The 20119-nt window shown below is 73.4% G+C and carries 15 protein-coding genes; 14 read left to right on the top strand and 1 reads right to left on the bottom strand.

Translation table 11 applies throughout. The annotated features are described in order from the left end of the window. Window positions 1-120: 120 nt before the first annotated feature. On the bottom strand, window positions 121-657 hold the full coding sequence (locus VE614_RS16885; protein ID WP_324937282.1) for an HNH endonuclease: 537 nt from the start codon (window positions 655-657) through the stop codon (window positions 121-123). Between the two features lie 319 nt (window positions 658-976). Between VE614_RS16885 and VE614_RS16880 the strand changes: the two genes are divergently transcribed. The 14 genes from VE614_RS16880 to VE614_RS16815 all read left to right on the top strand — a co-directional run bounded on the left by VE614_RS16880 (window position 977) and on the right by VE614_RS16815 (window position 20107). Then, window positions 977-2071, top strand: coding sequence for a mechanosensitive ion channel family protein (locus tag VE614_RS16880; RefSeq protein WP_324937388.1), 1095 nt, complete (start codon window positions 977-979; stop codon window positions 2069-2071). Between the two features lie 133 nt (window positions 2072-2204). Then, complete coding sequence (locus VE614_RS16875) at window positions 2205-3401, top strand: ROK family transcriptional regulator (protein WP_324937281.1); 1197 nt, start codon at window positions 2205-2207, stop codon at window positions 3399-3401. Between the two features lie 51 nt (window positions 3402-3452). Continuing rightward, window positions 3453-4799 carry an ABC transporter substrate-binding protein gene (locus VE614_RS16870; RefSeq protein WP_324937279.1) on the top strand — a complete coding sequence of 449 codons (1347 nt, stop codon included), beginning with the start codon at window positions 3453-3455 and terminating at the stop codon, window positions 4797-4799. 7 nt (window positions 4800-4806) lie between these two features. Continuing rightward, the gene (locus VE614_RS16865) at window positions 4807-5751 is read left to right on the top strand and encodes a sugar ABC transporter permease (protein ID WP_324937277.1); all 945 of its coding nucleotides are present in this window, start codon (window positions 4807-4809) and stop codon (window positions 5749-5751) included. Continuing rightward, window positions 5748-6584, top strand: coding sequence for a carbohydrate ABC transporter permease (locus VE614_RS16860; RefSeq protein WP_324937275.1), 837 nt, complete (start codon window positions 5748-5750; stop codon window positions 6582-6584). Before VE614_RS16865 ends, VE614_RS16860 begins: the two co-directional genes overlap by 4 nt. Window positions 6585-6590: 6 nt before the next feature. Next, complete coding sequence (locus VE614_RS16855; protein ID WP_324937273.1) at window positions 6591-7859, top strand: 6-phospho-beta-glucosidase; 1269 nt, start codon at window positions 6591-6593, stop codon at window positions 7857-7859. Then, entirely contained in the window at window positions 7850-8824 is a 975-nt protein-coding gene (locus VE614_RS16850; RefSeq protein ID WP_324937270.1) for an N-acetylglucosamine kinase, read from the top strand. The genes VE614_RS16855 and VE614_RS16850 overlap by 10 nt, the downstream gene beginning before the upstream one ends. Before the next feature lie 210 nt (window positions 8825-9034). Beyond that, window positions 9035-10447, top strand: a complete 1413-nt coding sequence (locus VE614_RS16845; RefSeq protein ID WP_324937386.1) for a hypothetical protein — start codon at window positions 9035-9037, stop codon at window positions 10445-10447. 44 nt (window positions 10448-10491) lie between these two features. Further along, window positions 10492-11508, top strand: a complete 1017-nt coding sequence (locus VE614_RS16840; protein WP_324937268.1) for a glutamate ABC transporter substrate-binding protein — start codon at window positions 10492-10494, stop codon at window positions 11506-11508. Between the two features lie 9 nt (window positions 11509-11517). Then, window positions 11518-12876: a hypothetical protein gene (locus VE614_RS16835; protein ID WP_324937266.1), complete on the top strand. Its 1359-nt coding sequence runs from the start codon at window positions 11518-11520 to the stop codon at window positions 12874-12876. Window positions 12877-12884: 8 nt separating this feature from the next. Further along, the gene (locus tag VE614_RS16830) at window positions 12885-15383 is read left to right on the top strand and encodes a serine/threonine-protein kinase (RefSeq protein WP_324937265.1); all 2499 of its coding nucleotides are present in this window, start codon (window positions 12885-12887) and stop codon (window positions 15381-15383) included. A 3-nt stretch (window positions 15384-15386) separates the two neighbouring features. After that, window positions 15387-17012 carry a PP2C family serine/threonine-protein phosphatase gene (locus tag VE614_RS16825; RefSeq protein ID WP_324937263.1) on the top strand — a complete coding sequence of 542 codons (1626 nt, stop codon included), beginning with the start codon at window positions 15387-15389 and terminating at the stop codon, window positions 17010-17012. A gap of 102 nt (window positions 17013-17114) precedes the next feature. Next, complete coding sequence (locus VE614_RS16820) at window positions 17115-18461, top strand: VWA domain-containing protein (protein ID WP_324937261.1); 1347 nt, start codon at window positions 17115-17117, stop codon at window positions 18459-18461. 83 nt (window positions 18462-18544) lie between these two features. Beyond that, entirely contained in the window at window positions 18545-20107 is a 1563-nt protein-coding gene (locus VE614_RS16815) for an FHA domain-containing protein (protein WP_324937259.1), read from the top strand. The last annotated feature ends 12 nt before the right edge of the window (window positions 20108-20119 follow it).

Here is a 20119-nt window from a genome sequence, read left to right as displayed (position 1 = left end):
CGGGCAGGCCGACGGGACCGGGGTGGACGGGGGTCTCCCCGGTCCCGTCGGCGGTGCCTGCGCGCCGCCCGCGCGCCTGTGCGCCCGCGCGCCCATGGGCCTGTGCGAAAGCCCGGACCGTCAGGCGGAGATGCCGTCGATCCGGGCCAGGGCGTCGTCCGCGCCGAACGGCCGCAGGTACGGCAGCCAGCGCGGATCCCGGTGGCCGGTGCCGATGATGCGCCAGGCCAGGCCGGTGGGCGGGGCGGGTTTGTGGCGCAACCGCCAGCCGATCTCGCCGAGGTGGCGGTCGGCCTTCACGTGGTTGCAGCGGCGGCAGGACGCCACCACGTTGTCCCAGACGTGCTTGCCCCCGCGCGAGCGCGGGATGACGTGGTCGACGCTGGTTGCGACGCCACCGCAGTACATGCACCGGCCCCCGTCCCTGGCGAACAGCGCCCGGCGGGTCAGAGGAACGGGCCCCCGGTAGGGAACCCGCACGAATCGCTTCAGCCGGACCACGCTGGGTGCGGGGACTGTGACGGTTGCGCTGTGCAGATAGGCGCCGGACTCCTCGAGGCATACGGCCTTGTTCTCGAGGACGAGGACGAGCGCGCGGCGGAGCGGTACGACGCCGAGCGGCTCGTACGACGCGTTGAGGACCAGGACATGCGGCACGGATGCCTCCTTGTACGCCGGCGGCGCGTGGCTCGCGCCGGGACGATCTGCAGTCAGTCTCCCCTCATGCCTGGTGAACGCGCCACCATGTCCCGGTAACGGGCTGGGAGTGTTTTCGACCACATCTGATGCATCCCCCGGAAGGGGACCTGTTCAAGCCCGGGTGAGTCCGGTCTCTCCTTCGCGAAACGGGCGGGTGGGCACACAATGCCCCGTTAGTGTGGTGGTTCTGCCCGTCCGGTGACCTTCCGTGACCCGCACCATCCGTGGCCCGAACGACTCCGCCGGGGGCAGACCGCTGCACCTGGAGGTATCCGCCGTGTCCTTGTCCGCCGTCCTACTGGCCGCCGGCCCCTCGCCGTCGCCGTCGCCCTCGGAGACGACGGCTCCGAAGGTGCCCACCCTCCAGGACGCCCAGGAGGGCGCGAGCAACGCCGCCGGCTGGGTCGAGGAGAACTGGTCCACGTGGCTCGCGATCGGCCTGCAAGTGCTGCTGATCGTGGTGGTCGCGGCGGTGCTGAGAATGGCCGTGCGGCGGGGGATCACCAAGCTGATAGACCGGATGAACCGCACCGCGCAGGCGGTGGACGGCACCGCGATCGGCGGCCTGCTGGTGAACGTCGAGCGCCGACGGCAGCGGTCGCAGGCGATCGGCTCGGTGCTGCGCTCGGTGGCCAGCTTCGTGATCCTCGGCACCGCCGCCCTGATGGTCCTCGGCACCTTCCGGATCAACCTCGCCCCGCTGCTGGCGTCGGCGGGTGTCGCGGGTGTGGCGATCGGTTTCGGCGCCCGCAACCTGGTCACGGACTTCCTGTCCGGCGTGTTCATGATCCTGGAGGACCAGTACGGCGTCGGCGACCAGATCGACGTGGGCGTGGCCTCCGGCGAGGTCATCGAGGTCGGCCTGCGGGTGACCAAGCTGCGCGGTGACAACGGCGAGATCTGGTACGTCCGCAACGGCGAGGTCAAGCGGGTCGGCAACCTCTCCCAGGGCTGGGCCACCGCGGGCGTCGACGTCATCGTGCGCCCGTCGGAGGACCTGGACCGCGTGAAGGCGGTCCTCACCCAGGTCGGCGACACGATGAGCAAGGAAGATCCCTGGAACGAGATGCTGTGGGGCCCGGTGGAGATCCTGGGCCTGGACAGCGTGCTGCTGGACTCCATGGTCGTACGGCTGTCGGCGAAGACCATGCCGGGCAAGTCCCTCACCATCGAGCGGGAGCTGCGCTGGCGGATCAAGCGGGCCTTCGACGCGGAGGGCATCCGGATCGTCGGCGGCCTGCCGGCCCAGCCCGACAGCGAGGCGGAGAGCGACCCGACGGCGGGTATGGCGCCCCCGTCGGCGTACGCCAGCACGACGTCCCCGCAGTCGGCGGCGGCGTCCCCGCTCAGCCCGCCGAGCACGGCGAAGTAGCCGTCTCCGCACCCCGAGGGCTCCTTGCGAGGGGCCCTTTCCCTTGACGGCTCGTTCCCGGCGGGGCTAGCTTCCCCCCACGCCAATAGGAAACCTTCCTAACAGTGGCGGGCCGTCCCAGAGAGGGAGACGCATGGCAGGCACCCCGCGCGTCCTGCGCGCCATGAACGACCGCGCCGCACTGGACCTCCTGCTGGAGCACGGCACCCTGTCCCGCACCCGGATCGGCAAGCTCACCGGCCTGTCCAAGCCCACCGCCTCCCAGCTCCTCGCCCGCCTGGAGGCCGCCGGGCTCGTCCTCGCGACCGGCACCAGCGAGGGCCGCCCGGGCCCCAACGCCCAGCTCTACGCGCTCAACCCGGCCGCCGCCCACGTCGCCGGCCTCGACGTCACCCCCGAGCGCATCCGCGCCGCCGTCGCCGACATCACCGGCCGCACGGTCGGCACGTACGAGGCCGCCACCCCCGGAAAGCGCGCGGACCGGCCCGTCGTACGGCAGGTCACCGACGCCCTCGACGGCGCCGTGAAGGCCGCCGGGCTCACCCGGGCCGACGTCCACCGGCTGGTCATCGGCACCCCCGGCGCCTTCGACCCGAACACCGGACGCCTGCGGTACGCCTCCCACCTGCCGGGCTGGCACTCCCCCACGCTGCTCGGCGAACTCGCCGCCGCGCTGCCCATGCCGGTCGAGTACGAGAACGACGTCAACCTCGTCGCCGCCGCCGAGCAGCGCCTCGGCGCCGCCCGCGGCCACGAGGACTTCGTCCTGCTGTGGAACCAGGAAGGCCTCGGCGCCGCCCTCGTCCTCGGCGGCCGGCTGCACCGCGGCTGGACCGGGGGCGCCGGCGAGGTCGGCTTCCTGCCGGTGCCGGGCACGCCCCTGGTCCGCCAGGTCACCAAGGCCAACAGCGGCGGCTACCAGGAACTGGCGGGCTCCCAGGTACTCCCGGCGCTGGCCCGCGAAGCCGGTCTGCCGGACCTCCCGGCCGGCTCGCACGCCGAGACCGCCGCCGCCCTGCTGACCCGCGCGGTCCGGCACCCCGACGACGAGCGTCACCAGCGGCTGCTGCGGGCGTACGCGACCCGGCTCGCCACCGGTCTCGCCTCCCTGGTCTCGGTCCTGGACCCGGAACTCGTCGTCCTCAGCGGCACCTCCCTCACCTGCGGCGGGGAACCGCTGCGCGCCCTGGTCCAGGCCGAGCTGGCGGAGCTGGCGGCGGCCCGGCCCCGGCTGGTCGTCGGCGCCGTCACCGAACACCCCGTGCTGCGCGGCGCGCTGGAGAGCGCGCTCGCGACCACCCGCGACGAGGTCTTCGACACCTCGCGCTGAACCGCCGCCCCTCCCCCGCTTCCGCCCCTCCTCGCCCAGGGAGACTTCGCCATGCCCGGAATATCCAGAAAAGCCATGGTGGTCGTCACCGCGTCCGCCTCCCTCGCCCTGCTCGCCACCGCCTGCACCGGCCAGGCGGGCACCTCGGCGACCGGTGCCACCGACGACCCGAACGCCGAGACGACCATCACCTTCTGGCACGGCTGGAGCGCGCCCGCCGAGGTGAAGGCCGTCCAGGACAACGTCGACCGCTTCGAGCGGGCGCACCCGAACATCAAGGTGAAGGTCGTCGGCAACATCAACGACGACAAGCTCAACCAGGCGCTGCGCGCGGGCGGTTCGAACGGCCCGGACGTGGTGTCGTCGTTCACCACCGCCAACATCGGCACGTTCTGCTCGTCGGGCGCCTTCGTCGACCTGAAGCCCTTCATCGAGAAGTCGAAGCTCGACCTCGACGCCACCATCCCGAAGCCGATGCTGGACTACACCCAGTTCGAGGGCACCCGCTGCGCCCTGCCCCTGCTCGGCGACGCCTACGGCCTCTACTACAACAAGGACGCCTTCGCGGAGGCCGGGATCACGGCCCCGCCGAAGACCTGGTCGGAGTTCGCCGAAGTGGCGAAGAAGCTCACCAAGCCCAGGGGCGACGGCTACGAACAGCTCGGCTTCATGCCGAACTACCACGGCTACGAGACGGTCGTGAGCCACTACATGTCCCAGTGGGACCACGCCTACTTCGACGCCGACGGCAAGTCGAACGTCGCGAAGGACCCGGCGTTCGCGGAGATGTTCACGTACCAGAAGAAGCTCGTCGACGACCTCGGCGGCTACGCGAAGCTGGAGCGGTACCGCAACACCTTCGGCGACGAGTGGGGCGCCACGCACCCCTTCCACACCGGCCAGGTGGCGATGCAGCTCGACGGCGAGTGGCGCCTGGGCATGGCCAAGGACGCGGGGGTGGACTTCGAGATCGGCACCGCCCCGCTGCCCGTCGCCGACGACGAGGCCGACGAGTACGGCAAGGGCTTCCTCTCCGGGACGATCATGGGCATCGCGCCGCGCAGCGAGAAGCAGAACGCGGCCTGGGAGCTGGTGAAGTACATGACGACGGACACCGAGGCCGTCGTCTCGTTCGCCAACGCCATTCACAACGTGCCGTCCACGTTCGCGGCGCTGAAATCGCCCGAACTGAAGGTGGACCCGGCCTTCCGCACCTTTCTGGAGATCGCCCGGCACCCGGAGTCGAACACCGCGCCGGCCTCCGTCAACGGCTCGACGTACCACACGACGCTCCAGGACCTCGGCTTCCGCTACGAGTCCGGCAAGGTCAAGGACCTGAAGGCGGAACTCGCGCGGACGGCGGCGCAGATCGACCGCGACATCGAGCAGGCGAAGTAGCCGTTCGATGGCCACGCACACGCTGCGCGCCAGACGCCGCCGCTCGGCGCTGCGCACCACCGCGTTCCTCTCCCCGTGGCTGATCGGCTTCGGCGTCTTCTTCGCCTATCCGCTGGTGTCCACGGTCCACTTCTCCCTGATGCGGTACGACGGCTTCGGCGTCCCGGAGTTCCGGGGCCTCGGCAACTGGGCGTACGTCTTCCAGGACTACCCGCTGTTCTGGCCCGCGCTGCGCAACACCCTCTGGCTGGTCCTGGTCATGGTGACCTGCCGGGTGGTGTTCGGCCTCGGCGTCGGCCTGCTGGTCACCCGGCTCCGGACCGGCACGGGCGTCTTCCGCACCCTCTTCTACCTGCCCTGCCTCGCCCCGCCGGTCGCCGCCACCCTGGCCTTCGTCTTCCTGCTCAACCCCGGCACCGGGCCGGTCAACTCGGTCCTGGACGGGCTGGGCGTCCCGGCACCCGGCTGGTTCACGGACCCGGCCTGGTCCAAGCCGGCGCTGACGATGCTGGCGCTGTGGGGCGTGGGCGACCTCATGGTGATCTTCATGGCGGCCCTGCTCGACGTGCCGAGGGAGCAGTACGAGGCGGCGGAACTGGACGGCGCCTCGGCCTGGCAGCGGTTCCGGTACATCACGCTGCCGAACATCTCCCCGATCGTGCTGTTCGCCGTCGTCACGGGCGTGATCCAGGCGATGCAGTACTACACCCAGCCACTGGTGGCCGGAAAGGTCGCCTCCGGTGTCATCGGCGGCTCCGGCCAGCAGTTCGAGCCGGGCTACCCGGACAAGTCGACCCTCACCCTGCCCCAGCTCGTCTACAACCTCGGCTTCCAGCGCTTCGACTACGGCTCCGCCTGCGTGGTCGCGCTCGTCCTGTTCGCGCTGTCCATGGCGTTCACGGCCCTGCTGATGCGCCGCCGGGGCGGTCTGATCCAGGCGGGTGGGCGATGAGCACCCGCCGCCGGGCCGCGCTGGAGTGGATCGCGGTGCACTCCCTGGGCGTGGCCGCCGCGCTCTTCTTCACCCTGCCGTTCGTCTTCGTCGTCCTCACCTCGCTGATGAGCGACCAGCAGGCCCTGACCCGCGACCTCGTCCCGGACACCTGGCAGTGGGACAACTACCGCAGGGTCTTCGGCACTCCGGGCTTCCTCACCTGGTGGCGCAACACCCTGCTGTACGCCGGTCTGGGCACCGTCCTGACCGTGGTGTCGTCGATCCCGGTGGCCTACGCCCTCGCCAAGTTCCGCTTCCGCGGCCGGAATCTCTCCCTGCTGCTGGTGATCTCGATGATGATGCTGCCGCCGCAGGTCGTCGTCATCCCGATGTACCTGTTCTGGGCCCGGCAGCTGGACCTCTCCGGCAGCCTGTGGCCGCTGATCGTCCCGATGGCGTTCGGCGACGCCTTCTCGATCTTCCTGCTGCGGCAGTTCCTGACGACCGTCCCCGGCGAGTACCTGGACGCCGCCAAGGTCGACGGCTGCGGCGAACTGCGCACCCTGCTCAAGGTCGTCCTCCCGATGGCGAAGCCGGGCATCGCGGCCGTCGCCCTGTTCCAGTTCTTCGCCGCCTGGAACGACTACTTCGGCCCGCAGATCTACGCCTCCGAGAACCCCGCCGCGTGGACCCTCTCCTACGGCCTGGAGTCCTTCAAGGGCGCGCACCACACCGACTGGAACCTCACCATGGCCGCGACCGTGCTGGTCATGGCCCCCGTGATCCTCGTGTTCTTCTTCGCCCAGAAGGCGTTCGTCGAGGGCGTCACGCTCACCGGAGTGAAGGGTTAGCACCGTATGAAACTCACCGTGGTAGGCGGCGGTTCGACCTACACGCCCGAACTGGCCGACGGCTTCGCCCGGCTCAGGGACACCCTGCCCGTCGACGAACTGGTCCTCGCCGACCCGGCGGCGGACCGTCTGGAGCTGGTCGGAGGCCTCGCCCGGCGCATCTTCGCCCGCCAGGGACACCCCGGCCGGATCGTCACCACCGCGGACCTCGACGCGGCCGTGGACGGCGCGGACGCGGTGCTCCTCCAGCTCCGCGTGGGCGGCCAGGCGGCCCGCGAGCAGGACGAGACCTGGCCGCTGACCTGTGGCTGCGTCGGCCAGGAAACCACCGGCGCGGGCGGTCTCGCCAAGGCCTTGCGCACCGTCCCGGTGGTCCTGGACATCGCCGAACGCGTCCGCCGCGCCAACCCCGAGGCCTGGATCATCGACTTCACCAACCCGGTCGGCATCGTCACCCGGGCCCTGCTCCGGGCGGGGCACAAGGCGGTCGGACTGTGCAACGTGGCGATCGGCCTCCAGCGCAAGTTCGCCGCGCTGCTGGGTGTCGCCCCCGCCGACGTCCACCTCGACCACGTGGGCCTCAACCACCTCACCTGGGAGACGGCCGTACGCCTGCGCGGCCCCGAGGGCGAGGACGTGCTCCCCCGGCTCCTCGCCGGCCACGGCGACGCCATCGCCGCGGACCTGCGCCTGCCCCGGACCCTGCTGGACCGCCTGGGCGTGGTGCCGTCGTACTACCTGCGCTACTACTACGCCCATGACGAGGTCGTACGGGAACTGCGCGCCAAACCGTCCCGGGCGGCGGAAGTGGCCGCCATGGAGCGGGAACTGCTCGGTCTCTACGCCGACCCGGCGCTGGACACCAAACCGGAGCTGCTCGCCCGGCGCGGCGGCGCCTACTACTCGGAGGCGGCGGTGGACCTGGCGGCGGCCCTGCTGAGCGGCGCGGGCAGTCCGCACCAGGTCGTCAACACCTACAACCGGGGCACCCTGCCCTTCCTCCCCGACGACGCGGTGATCGAGGTCCCGGCGGCGCTGCGGGCCGGCGCCGCCCCCGCCCCGCTGCCCGTGGCCCCGGTCGACCCGCTCTACGCGGGCCTGATGGCGAGCGTGACGACGTACGAGCACCTGGCCCTGGAAGCCGCCCTCCACGGTGGCCGCGACCGCGTGTTCCGGGCCCTCCTCGCACACCCCCTGATCGGCCAGTACGCGTACGCCGACACCCTCACCGACCAGCTGATCGCACACAACCGGGAGCACCTGGCGTGGGCCTGACCGCAACCGTCCTCGCCGTCGACGCGGGCAACAGCAAGACCGACGTGGCGGTCGTCGCCGCCGACGGCACCGTCCTCGGCACGGCCCGCGGCGGGGGCTTCCGCCCGCCCACCGTCGGTCTGGACACCGCGATGACCGCGCTGGCCGGCCCCGTGGAGCGCGCCTTCGCCGCCGCGGGCGTCACCTCCGTCGCGCATGTCTCGGCCTGCCTGGCCAACGCCGACCTCCCCGTCGAGGAGGAGACCCTCACCGCCGCCCTGCACGCGCGCGCGTGGGGCACCACCGTCGAGGTCCGCAACGACACCTTCGCCCTGCTGCGCGCCGGAGTCACCGAACCCCTCGGCGTCGCCGTCGTCTGCGGCGCCGGCATCAACTGCGTCGGCATGCGTCCCGACGGCCGTACCGCCCGCTTCCCCGCGCTCGGCCGGATGTCCGGGGACTGGGGCGGCGGCTGGGGACTGTCCGAGGAGGCGATGTTCCACGCGGCCCGCGCGGAGGACGGCCGCGGCGCGCCCACCCGGCTGGCCGCCGCCCTCCCCGCCCACTTCGGCCTGCCCACCATGTACGCCCTCATCGAGGCGCTGCACCTCGGGCACATCCCGGAAGCCCGCCGCCACGAACTCACCCCCGTCCTCTTCGCCACCGCCGCGTCCGGCGACCCGGTGGCCCGCTCCCTCGTCGACCGCCTCGCCGACGAGATCGTCACCATGGCGGTCGTCGCCCTCACCCGCCTCGACCTGCTGGCCGAGGAGACGCCCGTGGTCCTGGGCGGCGGCATCCTCGCCGCCCGGCATCCCCGACTCGACTCCGCCGTGCGCACCCTGCTGTCCGAACGGGCCCCCGCAGCGGTACCCCGGGTCGTCACGGCCCGCCCGGTGCTGGGCGCGGCACTGCTGGGCCTGGACCACGTCGGCGCGCCCGCGGACGCCCAGGCCCGTCTGGCGAGCCACCACTTCGACCACTGAACAGGGCGGCCGGCCGGGGAGGGGCGCCCCCGGGGGCGCGCACGCCCGCGCGGGGAACCGAACCGCCCCCACCGGCGTATTCACTGCGGGGAGAGGTGTGACGTCGCGCGCTGCGATCGGATCAAGATCCGGCGAAGGCCGGTGCGGATGCCGGTCCGGGCGGGCGATACTTGCCGCGTCGGATGACCATGGGGGAGGTCGAGCGTGAGCGTGACACACACGCGGAACGGCACCGCGGCACCACCGGCGGCACCGCCGACGACACCACCGACACCACCCACCGCACCGTCGGCAGCCCCGCGCCGCACCGCCTTCGCCGAGGGCCTGGACCGGCTCCGCGCGGCCGCCACCACGGAACCCGGCCGGCTGCGCATCATCGGCGCCGTCCTCGCCCTCCTCGTCGTCGCCTTCGGCGCCGTCACCGCCTGGCAGACCACGGCCCGCTCCGCCGCCGCCGACGACGTCCTGCACAGCAGCCAGCCCCTCACCTCCGCCGCCGCCGACATCTACCGCTCCCTCGCGGACGCCAATACCGCCGCCTCCAGCGGCTTCCTCGCCGGCGGCCAGGAGACCGAGGCGGGCCGCGACCGGTACGAGAAGGACATCCGCACCGCCGCCGCCAAACTGATCACCGCGGCCAACAGCTCCGACCCGGACTCCCCGTCCGCCCGGACCATCGCCGAACTCAACCGGCTGCTCCCCGAGTACAAGGGCCTGATCGAACGCGCCCGCGCCAACAACCGCCAGGGCTACCCCCTGGGCGGCGCCTACCTGCGCTACGCGAACGACAAGATGCAGACGGAGATGCTCCCGGCCGCCGAGGACCTGTACACGTCGGAGAACCGCCGCCTGCGCGCCGACTACGCCGACGCCACCCCCTACCCGTGGGCCGCCATCGCCCTCGGCGTCGCCGCCCTCGCCGCCCTCGCCTGGGCCCAGCACCGCACGTACCGCCGCACGAACCGGGTCCTCAACCACGGCCTGGTGGCCGCGACGGCGGCCACCACCGCCGTCCTGCTCTGGCTCGTCGTCGGGCACAGCGTCGCCCGCGCCGGCCTCAACGACTCCTACGACCACGGCGTCCGCTCCCTCGGCGTCCTGCACGACGCCCGCATCGCCTCCCTCAAGGCGCGCGGCAACGAGAACCTGACCCTGGTCAACCGCGGCGCCGAGACCGTGGAGACCACGCCCGGAAAGTTCGCCGACAAGTTCGACGTGGCGTACCAGGCGTCGATGAAGGACCTCGCCGAGGGCCTGACCCGGGCCGCGGATCTGGCCGATGACGACGCGGGCGCCCGGCCCGTGAAGGCCGCCACCGGCAACATGGACGTCTGGCAGGACCGCCACCGGCAGGCCCGCGAGGCCGACGACGCCGGTGACTACCAGGCGGCCCTCGACAAGGTCATCGGCGCCAAGAGCGACGAGCCGACCGGAGAGTGCTTCGACGGCGTCGACCGCAGCCTCCAGATCGCCATCGCGCACGAGGAACGCGAGTTCGCGCAGGCGGCCGGCGACGGCCGGGACGCGATGACCGGGCTGGCCGCCGGCGCCGCGGTCCTCGCCGTGCTGGGCGCCGCGGGCGCGGTGCTGGGCGTCGGCCGCAGGCTGTCGGAGTACCGGTGAGAGGGGGACCGGTGGAAGGGACAGCGGTGAGAGGGGGCGTGAGGATGTACGCACGACGGGTGCGGGCCGGCCTGCGGGGCTGGGGCGGCGTGGGCGCGATGGCCCTCCTCTGCGCCCTGGCGGTGGCCTTCGCCCTGCTGCTGCCGCACACCCAGCCCCGCCCGGACGGCAGCACCGGTGCCGGCGGCCGGGGCGTCGCGGAGGGCACCCTCGCGAAGGCCGGCGCCTGCGCGGACCCGGAGGCGCGGAGCCTGCCCCCGGCCACGGTCGAGGGCCCGGCGATCGCGGCCGTCAGGAAGCGCGGCTATCTCTCGGTCGGCGTCGACCAGAACAGCTACCGCTGGGGCTACCGCAACCCCAACAGCACGGCCGAGACGGTCGAGCTGGAGGGCTTCGACATCGACCTCGCCCGCCGGATCGCCCAGGAGCTGCTCGGCTCCCCGGACCGCATCCGTTTCAAGGCGATCCCCACCAACCAGCGGGTCCCGGCGATCCAGAGCGGCCAGGTCGACATGGTGGTCCGCACCATGACCATCACCTGCGCGCGCCTGAAGGACGTCGCCTTCTCCGCCCCGTACTTCCTCACCGGCCAGCAGGTCCTGGCGCCGAACTCCTCGCCGGTGGAGGGCTACGACGACACCCTCGCCGGCAAGCGGATCTGCTCGGCGGCGGGTTCGACGGCGTACGAGAAGCTGGACGCGGACCGCGCGGCCGGGAACCTGCCCGCCTCCGCCGACATCTCCACCACTGTGCCCAGCCAGCTCGACTGCCTGGTCAGGCTCCAACTCGGTCAGGTGGACGCGGTGGTGACGGACAGCGCGCTCGCCGCCAGCCAGGCCGCGCAGGACCCCACGGTGGAGCTGAAGGGCAAACGCTTCACCACGGAGTACTACGGCGTGGCGATGAAGAAGGACGCCACCGATCTGGTACGCCGGGTCAACCGGATCCTGGAGGACTACCGCCAGGACGGCGGTTGGAAGGCGTCGTACGACAAGTGGCTGTCGCCGACGCTGGGTAGGGACTCCGAGTCGGCGACCCCGCCGACGCCGCGTTACAGGTGAGAGGTGATCATGGGCGCCACGGGAACCTCCGGTCCGGTCATGGACAGGGACGAGGTGGACCGTGCGCTGGCGCGGCTCGGCGCCGAGCACGAGGCGATAGAGACTTCGCTGCTCGCGCTCCAGGACCACGCGGGCCGCCGCCTGCTCGAAGGCGCCGAGCTGACCGGCGTCACCGAGGAGCGCTGGGCGGCCACCGAGGCGTCGATCACCCTGCTGTGGACGTACTTCGACGCCTACACGGACGCGCTGCGCGCCGCCCGCAACATCCGCGCCCGCCGCCGCTGGTCAAGCCGCGAGGACCTGGTGGAGCTGACCGAGCTGCTGCGCGGCGAGCCGGTCACGGTCGCCGGCGGCGCGACCGCCGTGACCCACGCGCCGTCCCCGCACGGCGGTGCGGGCCGGCTGAGCACCCGCTACTCGCTGGCCGCGCTCGTGGACCGGATGAACGAGCTGTACGCGGCCTCGCTGGACATGGTGGTGGCCGCCGACGCGGTGTGGTCCACGCTGCCCGCCCGGATCGATTTACTGGCCGCCGAACTCCAGCGCACCCGTACCCTCGCCCACTCCGTCGGCGTCCGCCCCGGCGAACACCCCTCCGGTGACGACCTGGAGCGCATCACGCGCACCCTGACGAAGCTGCGCGAGCAGGTGGTGTCCGACCCGCTGGCGTTCTGGAAGCCCGCCGAGGGCAGTTCGGCGCCCGGCGGCGGCAAGCCGGACACCACGGTCTACGACCGGGAGGCGCGCGCCCTGGAGGAGGTGCGCCGGGAGATCGACGCGGTGCTCACCGTCCGCCAGGACGCCGAGCAGCGGCTGATCCGGCTGCGGGACGTGCTGTCCCGCGCGGACCGCACCCTGGCCGAGGCGCGCACGGCGCGCGGCGAGGTGCTGGCGAAGATCGCCGCGACGGAGGTGCCCGTGGTCAGCGGTCCGCCGACCGCGCTCCAGGAGCAGCTGGCGGCCGCCGCCGAGTACCGCAGGCAGGCGCAGTGGCACCGCCTCTCCCCGCTCCTGGAGTCCCTGGAGCGGAAGGCGGAGGACGAACTGCTGCGCGCCCGCGAGCAGCTGACCGCGGTCACCGCGCCGCTCGCGGTCCGCGCCGAGCTGCGCGGCCGGCTGGACGCGTACAAGGCGAAGGTGGCCCGGCACGGCCTGGCGGAGGACCCGCTGCTGGTGGAGCGGTACGACGCGGCGCGCCGCATGCTGTGGAGCGCGCCCTGCGACCTGCGCGTCGCCGAGCAGGCGGTGTTCCGCTACCAGCAGGCGGCGGCCGAACTGCTCGGCGGAGGCCCGCGGGTGCCCGGCCAGGGCGGGCCCGAGGACCGCAGGGGGGACGCTGCGGCGCACAGGGGGGATTCCTCGGCATGAGTCAGGCCATGAGTCAGGCACCGCGCACCTGCCAGCGGCCCGGCTGCGGCGGCGCGTACGAGGACGTCGGCGGCGGCGAGCTGTACTGCGACACGTGCGGTCTCGCCCCGGTCGTCTCATCGACCGGGCTGGTCGGCTCGGCGCCGACCGGGGTGACGGGCGGCGGCCGGTCCTCGGCGGGCAGCGGCAGCGCCCGCACCGGCAGCCGGGGCAGCTCGCGTACGTCGTCGCAGTCGTCGAAGTCCCGGCGCTCGGTGTCGGGACGCCTCTCGCGCTCCCGGTCGGGCCGGCCCACCAGCCGTTCGGTGTCGGTGCGCAGTTCGGGATCCACCTCGTCCTCCAGCGGCCGGGGGCGGCTCGGCGCGGGCCTGGTGCAGGTGCCCGGGGTGCCGCGGCCGGATCCGCGGGCGATGGTGCTGGCGAACCCGGAGGTGCCGGAGCGCAAGCGGTTCTGCTCCCGCGCGGACTGCGGGGCGCCGGTGGGCCGCTCGCGCGGCGACCGCCCCGGCCGCACGGAGGGCTTCTGCACCAAGTGCGGCCACCCGTACTCGTTCGTGCCGAAGCTGCGGGCGGGTGACATCGTGCGCGGCCAGTACGAGGTGGCGGGCTGTCTCGCCCACGGCGGCCTGGGCTGGATCTACCTCGCCGTGGACCGCGCGGTCTCCGACCGCTGGGTGGTGCTCAAGGGCCTGCTCGACACCGGTGACCAGGACGCGATGGCGGCGGCGATCTCCGAACGCCGGTTCCTCGCGGAGATCGAGCACGCCAACATCGTGCGGATCTACAACTTCGTGGAGCACCTGGACCAGCGCACCGGCTCCCTCGACGGCTACATCGTCATGGAGTACGTCGGCGGCAAGTCCCTCAAGGAGATCGCCAACGCCCGCCGCACCCCCGAGGGCCGCCGGGACCCGCTGCCGGTGGAACAGGCCTGCGCGTACGGCATCGAGGCGCTGGAGGCGCTCGGCCACCTGCACAGCCGCAACCTCCTCTACTGCGACTTCAAGGTCGACAACGCCATCCAGACCGAGGACCAGCTCAAGCTGATCGACATGGGCGCGGTGCGCCGTATGGACGACGACGAGTCCGCGATCTACGGCACGGTCGGCTATCAGGCGCCCGAGGTGGCCGACGTCGGCCCGTCGGTTGCCTCCGACCTGTACACGGTGGGCCGCACCCTCGCCGTCCTCACCTTCGACTTCCAGGGCTACACCAACGTCTACGCCGACTCCCTGCCCGACCCCGACACCATCGAGGTGTTCCGGCGGTACGAGTCCTTCTACCGTCTCCTGGTCCGTGCCACCGACCCCGACCCGGCCCGCAGATTCGCCTCCGCGCAGGAGATGGCGGAGCAGCTGACGGGCGTGCTGCGGGAGGTCGTCTCCCTCCAGACCGGGCGCGCCCGCCCCGCGCTGTCGACCCTCTTCGGTCCGGAACTGCGGGTCACCGACTCGCAGTTGTTCCCCGCGCTGGACGGGGAGGTGTCACGGCTGGGGGCGCGGACGGCCGCCGCGCGACGCGGACCGGTCGCCGGTCCCCGAACGCCCGCCGCCACGGCCTCCCTGGTCAAGCCGGTGCGGACCGACGCCGCCGCGCTCGCGCTGCCCATCCCGCGGACCGACCCGGGCGACCCCAACGCCGGTTTCCTGGCGGCCCTGCTGACCTCCGCGCCGGCCGAGCTGACCGCCGCCCTGACCGCCGTACCGGCGCAGTCGACGGAGACCAGACTGCGGCAGGTGCGCGCCTGGCTGGAGAACGGCGACACGGCGACCGCGCACACCGTGCTCGCCGCGCTGGAGGAGGAACGCCCCGACGACTGGCGGGTGGTCTGGTACCGGGGTGTGGCCGCGCTGGGGACCGGTGACCACGAGGGCGCCGCGCTCGCCTTCGACGCGATCTACGACGCCTTCCCCGGCGAGGCGGCCCCCAAGCTCGCCCTCGGCCTGTGCGCGGAGGTGCTGGGCCAGTCGGACAACGCGGCCGAGTACTACCGGCTGGTGTGGTCGACCGATCCGAGCTGCGTGAGCGCCGCGTTCGGCCTGGCCCGCGTCCAGCTGGCCACGGGCGACCGGCGGGGCGCCGTGCGCACGCTGGAGTCCGTCCCGGAGTCCTCCATCCACTACACGGCCGCCCGGGTGGCCGCCGTCCGCGCCCGGCTGCGGCAGCGCACGGCGACCGCCTCCGACGCATCCTTCCTGGACGATCTGACCGCGGCCGCCGGCCAGGTCGAGGCGCTCGACGCGTACGGTCTCGACCCGACGCGGCGCGAGCAGTTGGCCACGGAAGTGCTCGGCAGCGCCCTGGACTGGATACTCTCCGGGGGCCAGGGTTCCGTCCCTCCTGCCGCCGGAGGACGGACGCTGCTCGGCAGCGGCCTGGACGAACGGGGCCTGCGTTTCGGCCTGGAACGTTCGTACCGCACGCTGGCCCGGCTGGCGCGGGGCGGCGAGGAGAGGATCGACCTGGTGGAACGTGCCAATCGTTACCGCCCCCGGACGTGGGTGTAGTTGATGTCGCAGATGCCGCCCCGGCAGGCCGCCCTGACGCAGTGCCCGAACTGCGCGGAACCGCTGGAAGAGGGGGACCGTTTCTGCGGAGCGTGCGGATACGACCTGTCGGCCGTACCGCCCCGCCCGCAGCAAGCCCCGACCCCCACCGCGAACGGCCCTACGCAGGGGACACACGGCCCGGTGGCCGCGGGGTACGGCCCACTGGTCCCGGGGGCCGGTCCGGTGGCCGCGGGGGATGGTCCGCCGGCCGCGGTGCCTGCCGAGTACGGCAGGACGCCTGCCGTCGGCGGCCCGGCGTCGCCGGTGAACGGGGGGGTGCCGCACCCGGCTCCGGCCCCGGCCCCGGCCCCGGCCGAGGGCTGGCCCGGTGCCGCCCCACCACTCGCCGGTCCGGCGTCCACCGCCGGTCCCACGCGGGTCAGTTCGGCCCCGGACGGTTCCGTGCCCTACGGCCCCGCTGCCGCCCCGGTCCCGGAGGCCTCGGGCGGCCCGGGCGCAGCGGACGCCGCTGGTGCCTCCGGCACTCCTGGCGCGCCCGGTGCCCCCGGTACGCCCGTGGGGCAGGACGGCCACGGCTGCCCCACGGCAGCCGACCCGTACACCGCCCCCGCCCCCGGCGTCCGTTTCGACCGGAGCGGTGGCGAGCCCGACGAGTATCCGCTTCAAGCGCCCGACCCGCGCGTGGCCGGTGCCGCGGCGTCCACCGAGCCCGGCAGGCTGTGTGTCGCCTGCCGCTCCGGCCGGGTCGACGACGACGGTTACTGCGAGAACTGCGGCCACGCCCAGCCCCGCGAACGCGACCACATGGAGCAGGAGTGCGGCCCCGTCGCCGCCGTGTCCGACCGCGGGCTGCGCCACCACCGCAACGAGGACGCCTTCGCCCTCGGCACCGCCGCCCTGCCAGACGGCTCCCCCGCGACCGTCGCGATCGTCTGCGACGGCGTGTCCTCGGCGACCCGCCCGGACGACGCCTCGCTCGCCGCGTCCCGGGCGGCGAGCGCCGCGCTGCTCGCCGCCCTGCCGCGGGGCACCCACCCGCAGCAGGCCATGCACGAGGCGATCGTCGCCGCGTCCCACGCGGTCAACGCCCTGGCGGAGGAGCCGGCGACGGCCCGCGAGCACGCCCCGCACCAGAACGCCCCGGCCTGCACCCTGGTCGGCGCGGTGGTCACCAGCGGTCTGCTGGTGGTGGGCTGGGTCGGCGACAGCCGCGCCTACTGGGTGCCGCTGGACCGCACCGCCCCGGCGGCCCGCCTCACCGAGGACGACTCGTGGGCGGCTCAGATGGTCGCCGCGGGCCTGATGAGCGAGGCCGAGGCGTACGCCGACGAACGCGCCCACGCGATCACCGGCTGGCTCGGCGCGGACGCCTACGAACTGGAGCCGCACACCGCCTCCTTCAAGCCGGACCGCCCCGGTGTGGTGGTGGTGTGCACGGACGGTCTGTGGAACTACGCGGAGGCGGCCGAGGAGATGGCCGGCGCGGTTCCCCTGGACGCCGCCGTCCGCCCGCTGCACAGCGCCCGGGTCCTGGTCGGACACGCGCTCGACGGTGGGGGCCACGACAACGTAACAGTGGCCGTCCTGCCGTTCCCCGCCCCGCCGCAGGGGGCAGGATCCGTCTGAGGCGTGCGCACGACGGGGAAGCCTCGACGGACCGGAGGGGACCGGTCCGGCCATAAGCCGTCACCCCGCTCCGGCGGGGCTCCGAGGGGGATTCGAGTACGTATGGCCAGATTGTCGAAGTCGAACGTGCCGCAGTTCTCGGTGGACGTCTACCAGAACGAGCATCTCCCGGAGGGCGGCCGGGAGGTCAACGCGATCGTCACGGTGACCGCGACCGGCGGCGGCACCATCGGCACCGCCGTCACCGCCCCGCAGCTGTACGGGCCCGGCCAGGGTCCGTCCGCGGCCGTGGCGATCATGGTGGACTGCTCGGGGTCGATGGACTACCCGCCGACCAAGATGCGCAACGCCCGGGAGGCGACCGCCGCCGCGATCGACACCCTGCGCGACGGAGTGCACTTCGCGGTGGTCGGCGGGACCCATGTGGCCCAGGAGGTCTACCCGGGCGGCGGGCGGGTCGCCGTGGCCGATCCCACCACCCGCGAACAGGCCAAGCAGGCGCTGCGCAAGCTCGGCGCGGGCGGCGGTACGGCCATCGGCACCTGGCTGCGGCTCGCCGACCGGCTGCTGTCCTCCGCCGACGTGGCGATCCGCCACGGCATCCTGCTCACCGACGGCCGCAATGAACACGAGTCACCCGAGGACCTGAAGGCCGCCCTGGACTCCTGTGCCGGGCGGTTCACCTGTGACGCCCGCGGTGTCGGCACCGACTGGGAAGTGAAAGAAGTCACAGGGATCGCCTCCGCACTCCTCGGCAGCGCCGACATCGTCGCCGATCCGGCCGGTCTCGCCGCCGACTTCACGCGGATGATGGAGACGGCGATGGGCAAGGAGGTCGCGGACGTCGCGCTGCGGCTGTGGACCCCGGTCGGCACGACCATCAAGTTCGTCAAGCAAGTGGCGCCACGGGTCGAGGAGTTGACCGACCGGCGCACCGAGGCGGGCCCGCGCGCCGGGGACTACCCCACCGGCTCCTGGGGAGACGAGTCCCGTGACTACCACCTCTGCGTAGAGGTCCCGCCCGCGAACATCGGCCAGGAGATGCTCGCGGCCCGGGTCTCCCTGGTCATCCCCCAGCCCGACGGCAGCGCGCAGAACCTCGGCGCGCAGGGGCTCGTCCGCGCGGTCTGGACCGACGACATGGCCGCGTCGACGTCGATCAACCCCCAGGTCGCCCACTACACCGGCCAGGCCGAACTGGCGCGGGTCATCCAGCACGGACTGGATCTGCGCAAATCGGGAGACTTCGATGGAGCAACGGCCAAACTGGGCCGTGCCGTTCAGCTCGCCAGCGCCTCCGGAAACGCGGATACTGCGAAACTGCTTGCGAAGGTGGTGGACGTGGTCGACGCCGCGACAGGTACTGTGCGACTGAAGGCGAAGGTCGCGGAGGCCGACGAGATGACTCTCGAGACTCGGTCGACAAAGACCGTTCGTGTAAAGAAGTGACGTAAAAAGCAACGAGCCCGGCCCCCTTGGGGTTGGAGAAATCCGGTCATAGCGACCGGAAAAGGAGAGGGGGAAGCGCCGACATGCCGACCTGCCCGAACGGACACCAGTCGGGATCCGACGACTGGTGCGAGGTCTGCGGTCACCGCATGGCAGGTGCCGTGCCCCCGCCCCCGCCCCCGCCGCCTGCCGGTGGTGGCGGCTATGGCTTCCCGCCGCCCCAGCCCGGCGCGGGCGGCCCGGGCGGCCGACCGGCCGCACCGAGCGCTCAGCCGGAGCTGTGCCCGCAGTGCCGCACGCCCCGCGAGGGCGGAGCGCCGTTCTGCGAAGAGTGCCGGTGGAACTTCCTGACCAACACCGCGACCTCCTACACCCCGGCCGCCCCGCGCCCGTCGGCGCCCGGCCAGGGTCCCGGCCCCGGCCCCGGTCCCGACCCTCGCTTCCAGCGGCCCCCCGGCCCGCCGTCGTACGGCGGCGCGGACCAGTACGAGTACCAGGGCTCCCGCCCGTCGCAGGTGAACCGGCCCGCCGAGCCGATCCCTCCGGGCCCGGGCTTCGGCGCTGAGCCGGGCCGGCCCGGCCCCGGCGGACCCGGCATGCCGCCCGGCCCGGGTGGCCCCGGCGCGTTCCCCGGTCCCGGTGGGCCTGGTGGCCACGGTGGTCCGGGTGGTCCCGGTGGTCGGAGCGGTCACGGTGGCCAGGGCGGGCCTGGAGGTCACGGCGGCCCCGGTGCGCCTTCCGGTCCGGGTGGTCCGGGCGGTCCCGGTGCCCCCGGCGGCCCCTTCGGCGAGCGTCCCGGCGGTCCGTCGCCCGTGCCCGGTCAGGCCGGCCCGCCGCCCGGTTTCGGCGCGGACCCCTCGCGCCCCGTCCCGCCCCCGCCCGGCCCGCCGGGTGGACCGGGCGGTCACGGGGGTCCCGGCGGTCATGGCGCTCCCGGTGCCATGGGTGGCGCCCCGCAGGCGTTCCACCAGCCCGGCCCCGGCGGTCCTGGTGGCCCGGGCGGCCCGGGTGCGCCCGGCGGTCACTCCGCCCCGCCCGCCTTCCCGCAGGAGACGGGCGGCCGCCCCCAGTCCGGCGGCCCGTCCTTCGGCGGCGGTGACGACGACTGGGTGATCTCCCCGCCGTCCGGCACGAGCCACCCCGGCGGCCCCGGCGCTCCCGGTCAGCCCGGCGGCTACGGCTACCCGCACCCCGGTGCGACCCAGGCTCCGCCGCCCGGTCCGGCCGCCCCGCGGGGCCCGGTCACCTGGACGGCGACCATCGGCCCGGACCGCGAGTACTTCATGGCGATGATGCAGCGCTCCGGCCCGGAGGCCGCGGGCCTGAACCTGCCCGCGTACTCCCCGGAGCAGCAGCGCACCCTCACCGGCAACCAGGTCACCATCGGCCGCCGCCGCCACTCCACCGGCGACACCCCCGACATCGACCTGTCGGTGCCGCCGGAGGACCCGGGAGTCTCGCACCAGCACGCGGTGCTGGTGCAGCAGCCGGACGGCAGCTGGGCGATCGTCGACCAGAACTCGACGAACGGCACCACGGTCAACGGCGGCGAGGAGCCGATCCAGCCGTTCGTCCCGGTGCCGCTCCAGGACGGCGACCGGGTGCACGTGGGCGCCTGGACGACGATCACCATCCGCCGCGGCTGACGCGGCCGAGCC

Origin of the sequence: Streptomyces sp., from assembly GCF_035645055.1 — a bacterium.
GTDB lineage: Bacteria > Actinomycetota > Actinomycetes > Streptomycetales > Streptomycetaceae > Streptomyces.
This window is presented reverse-complemented; position numbering and strand designations above follow the sequence as displayed.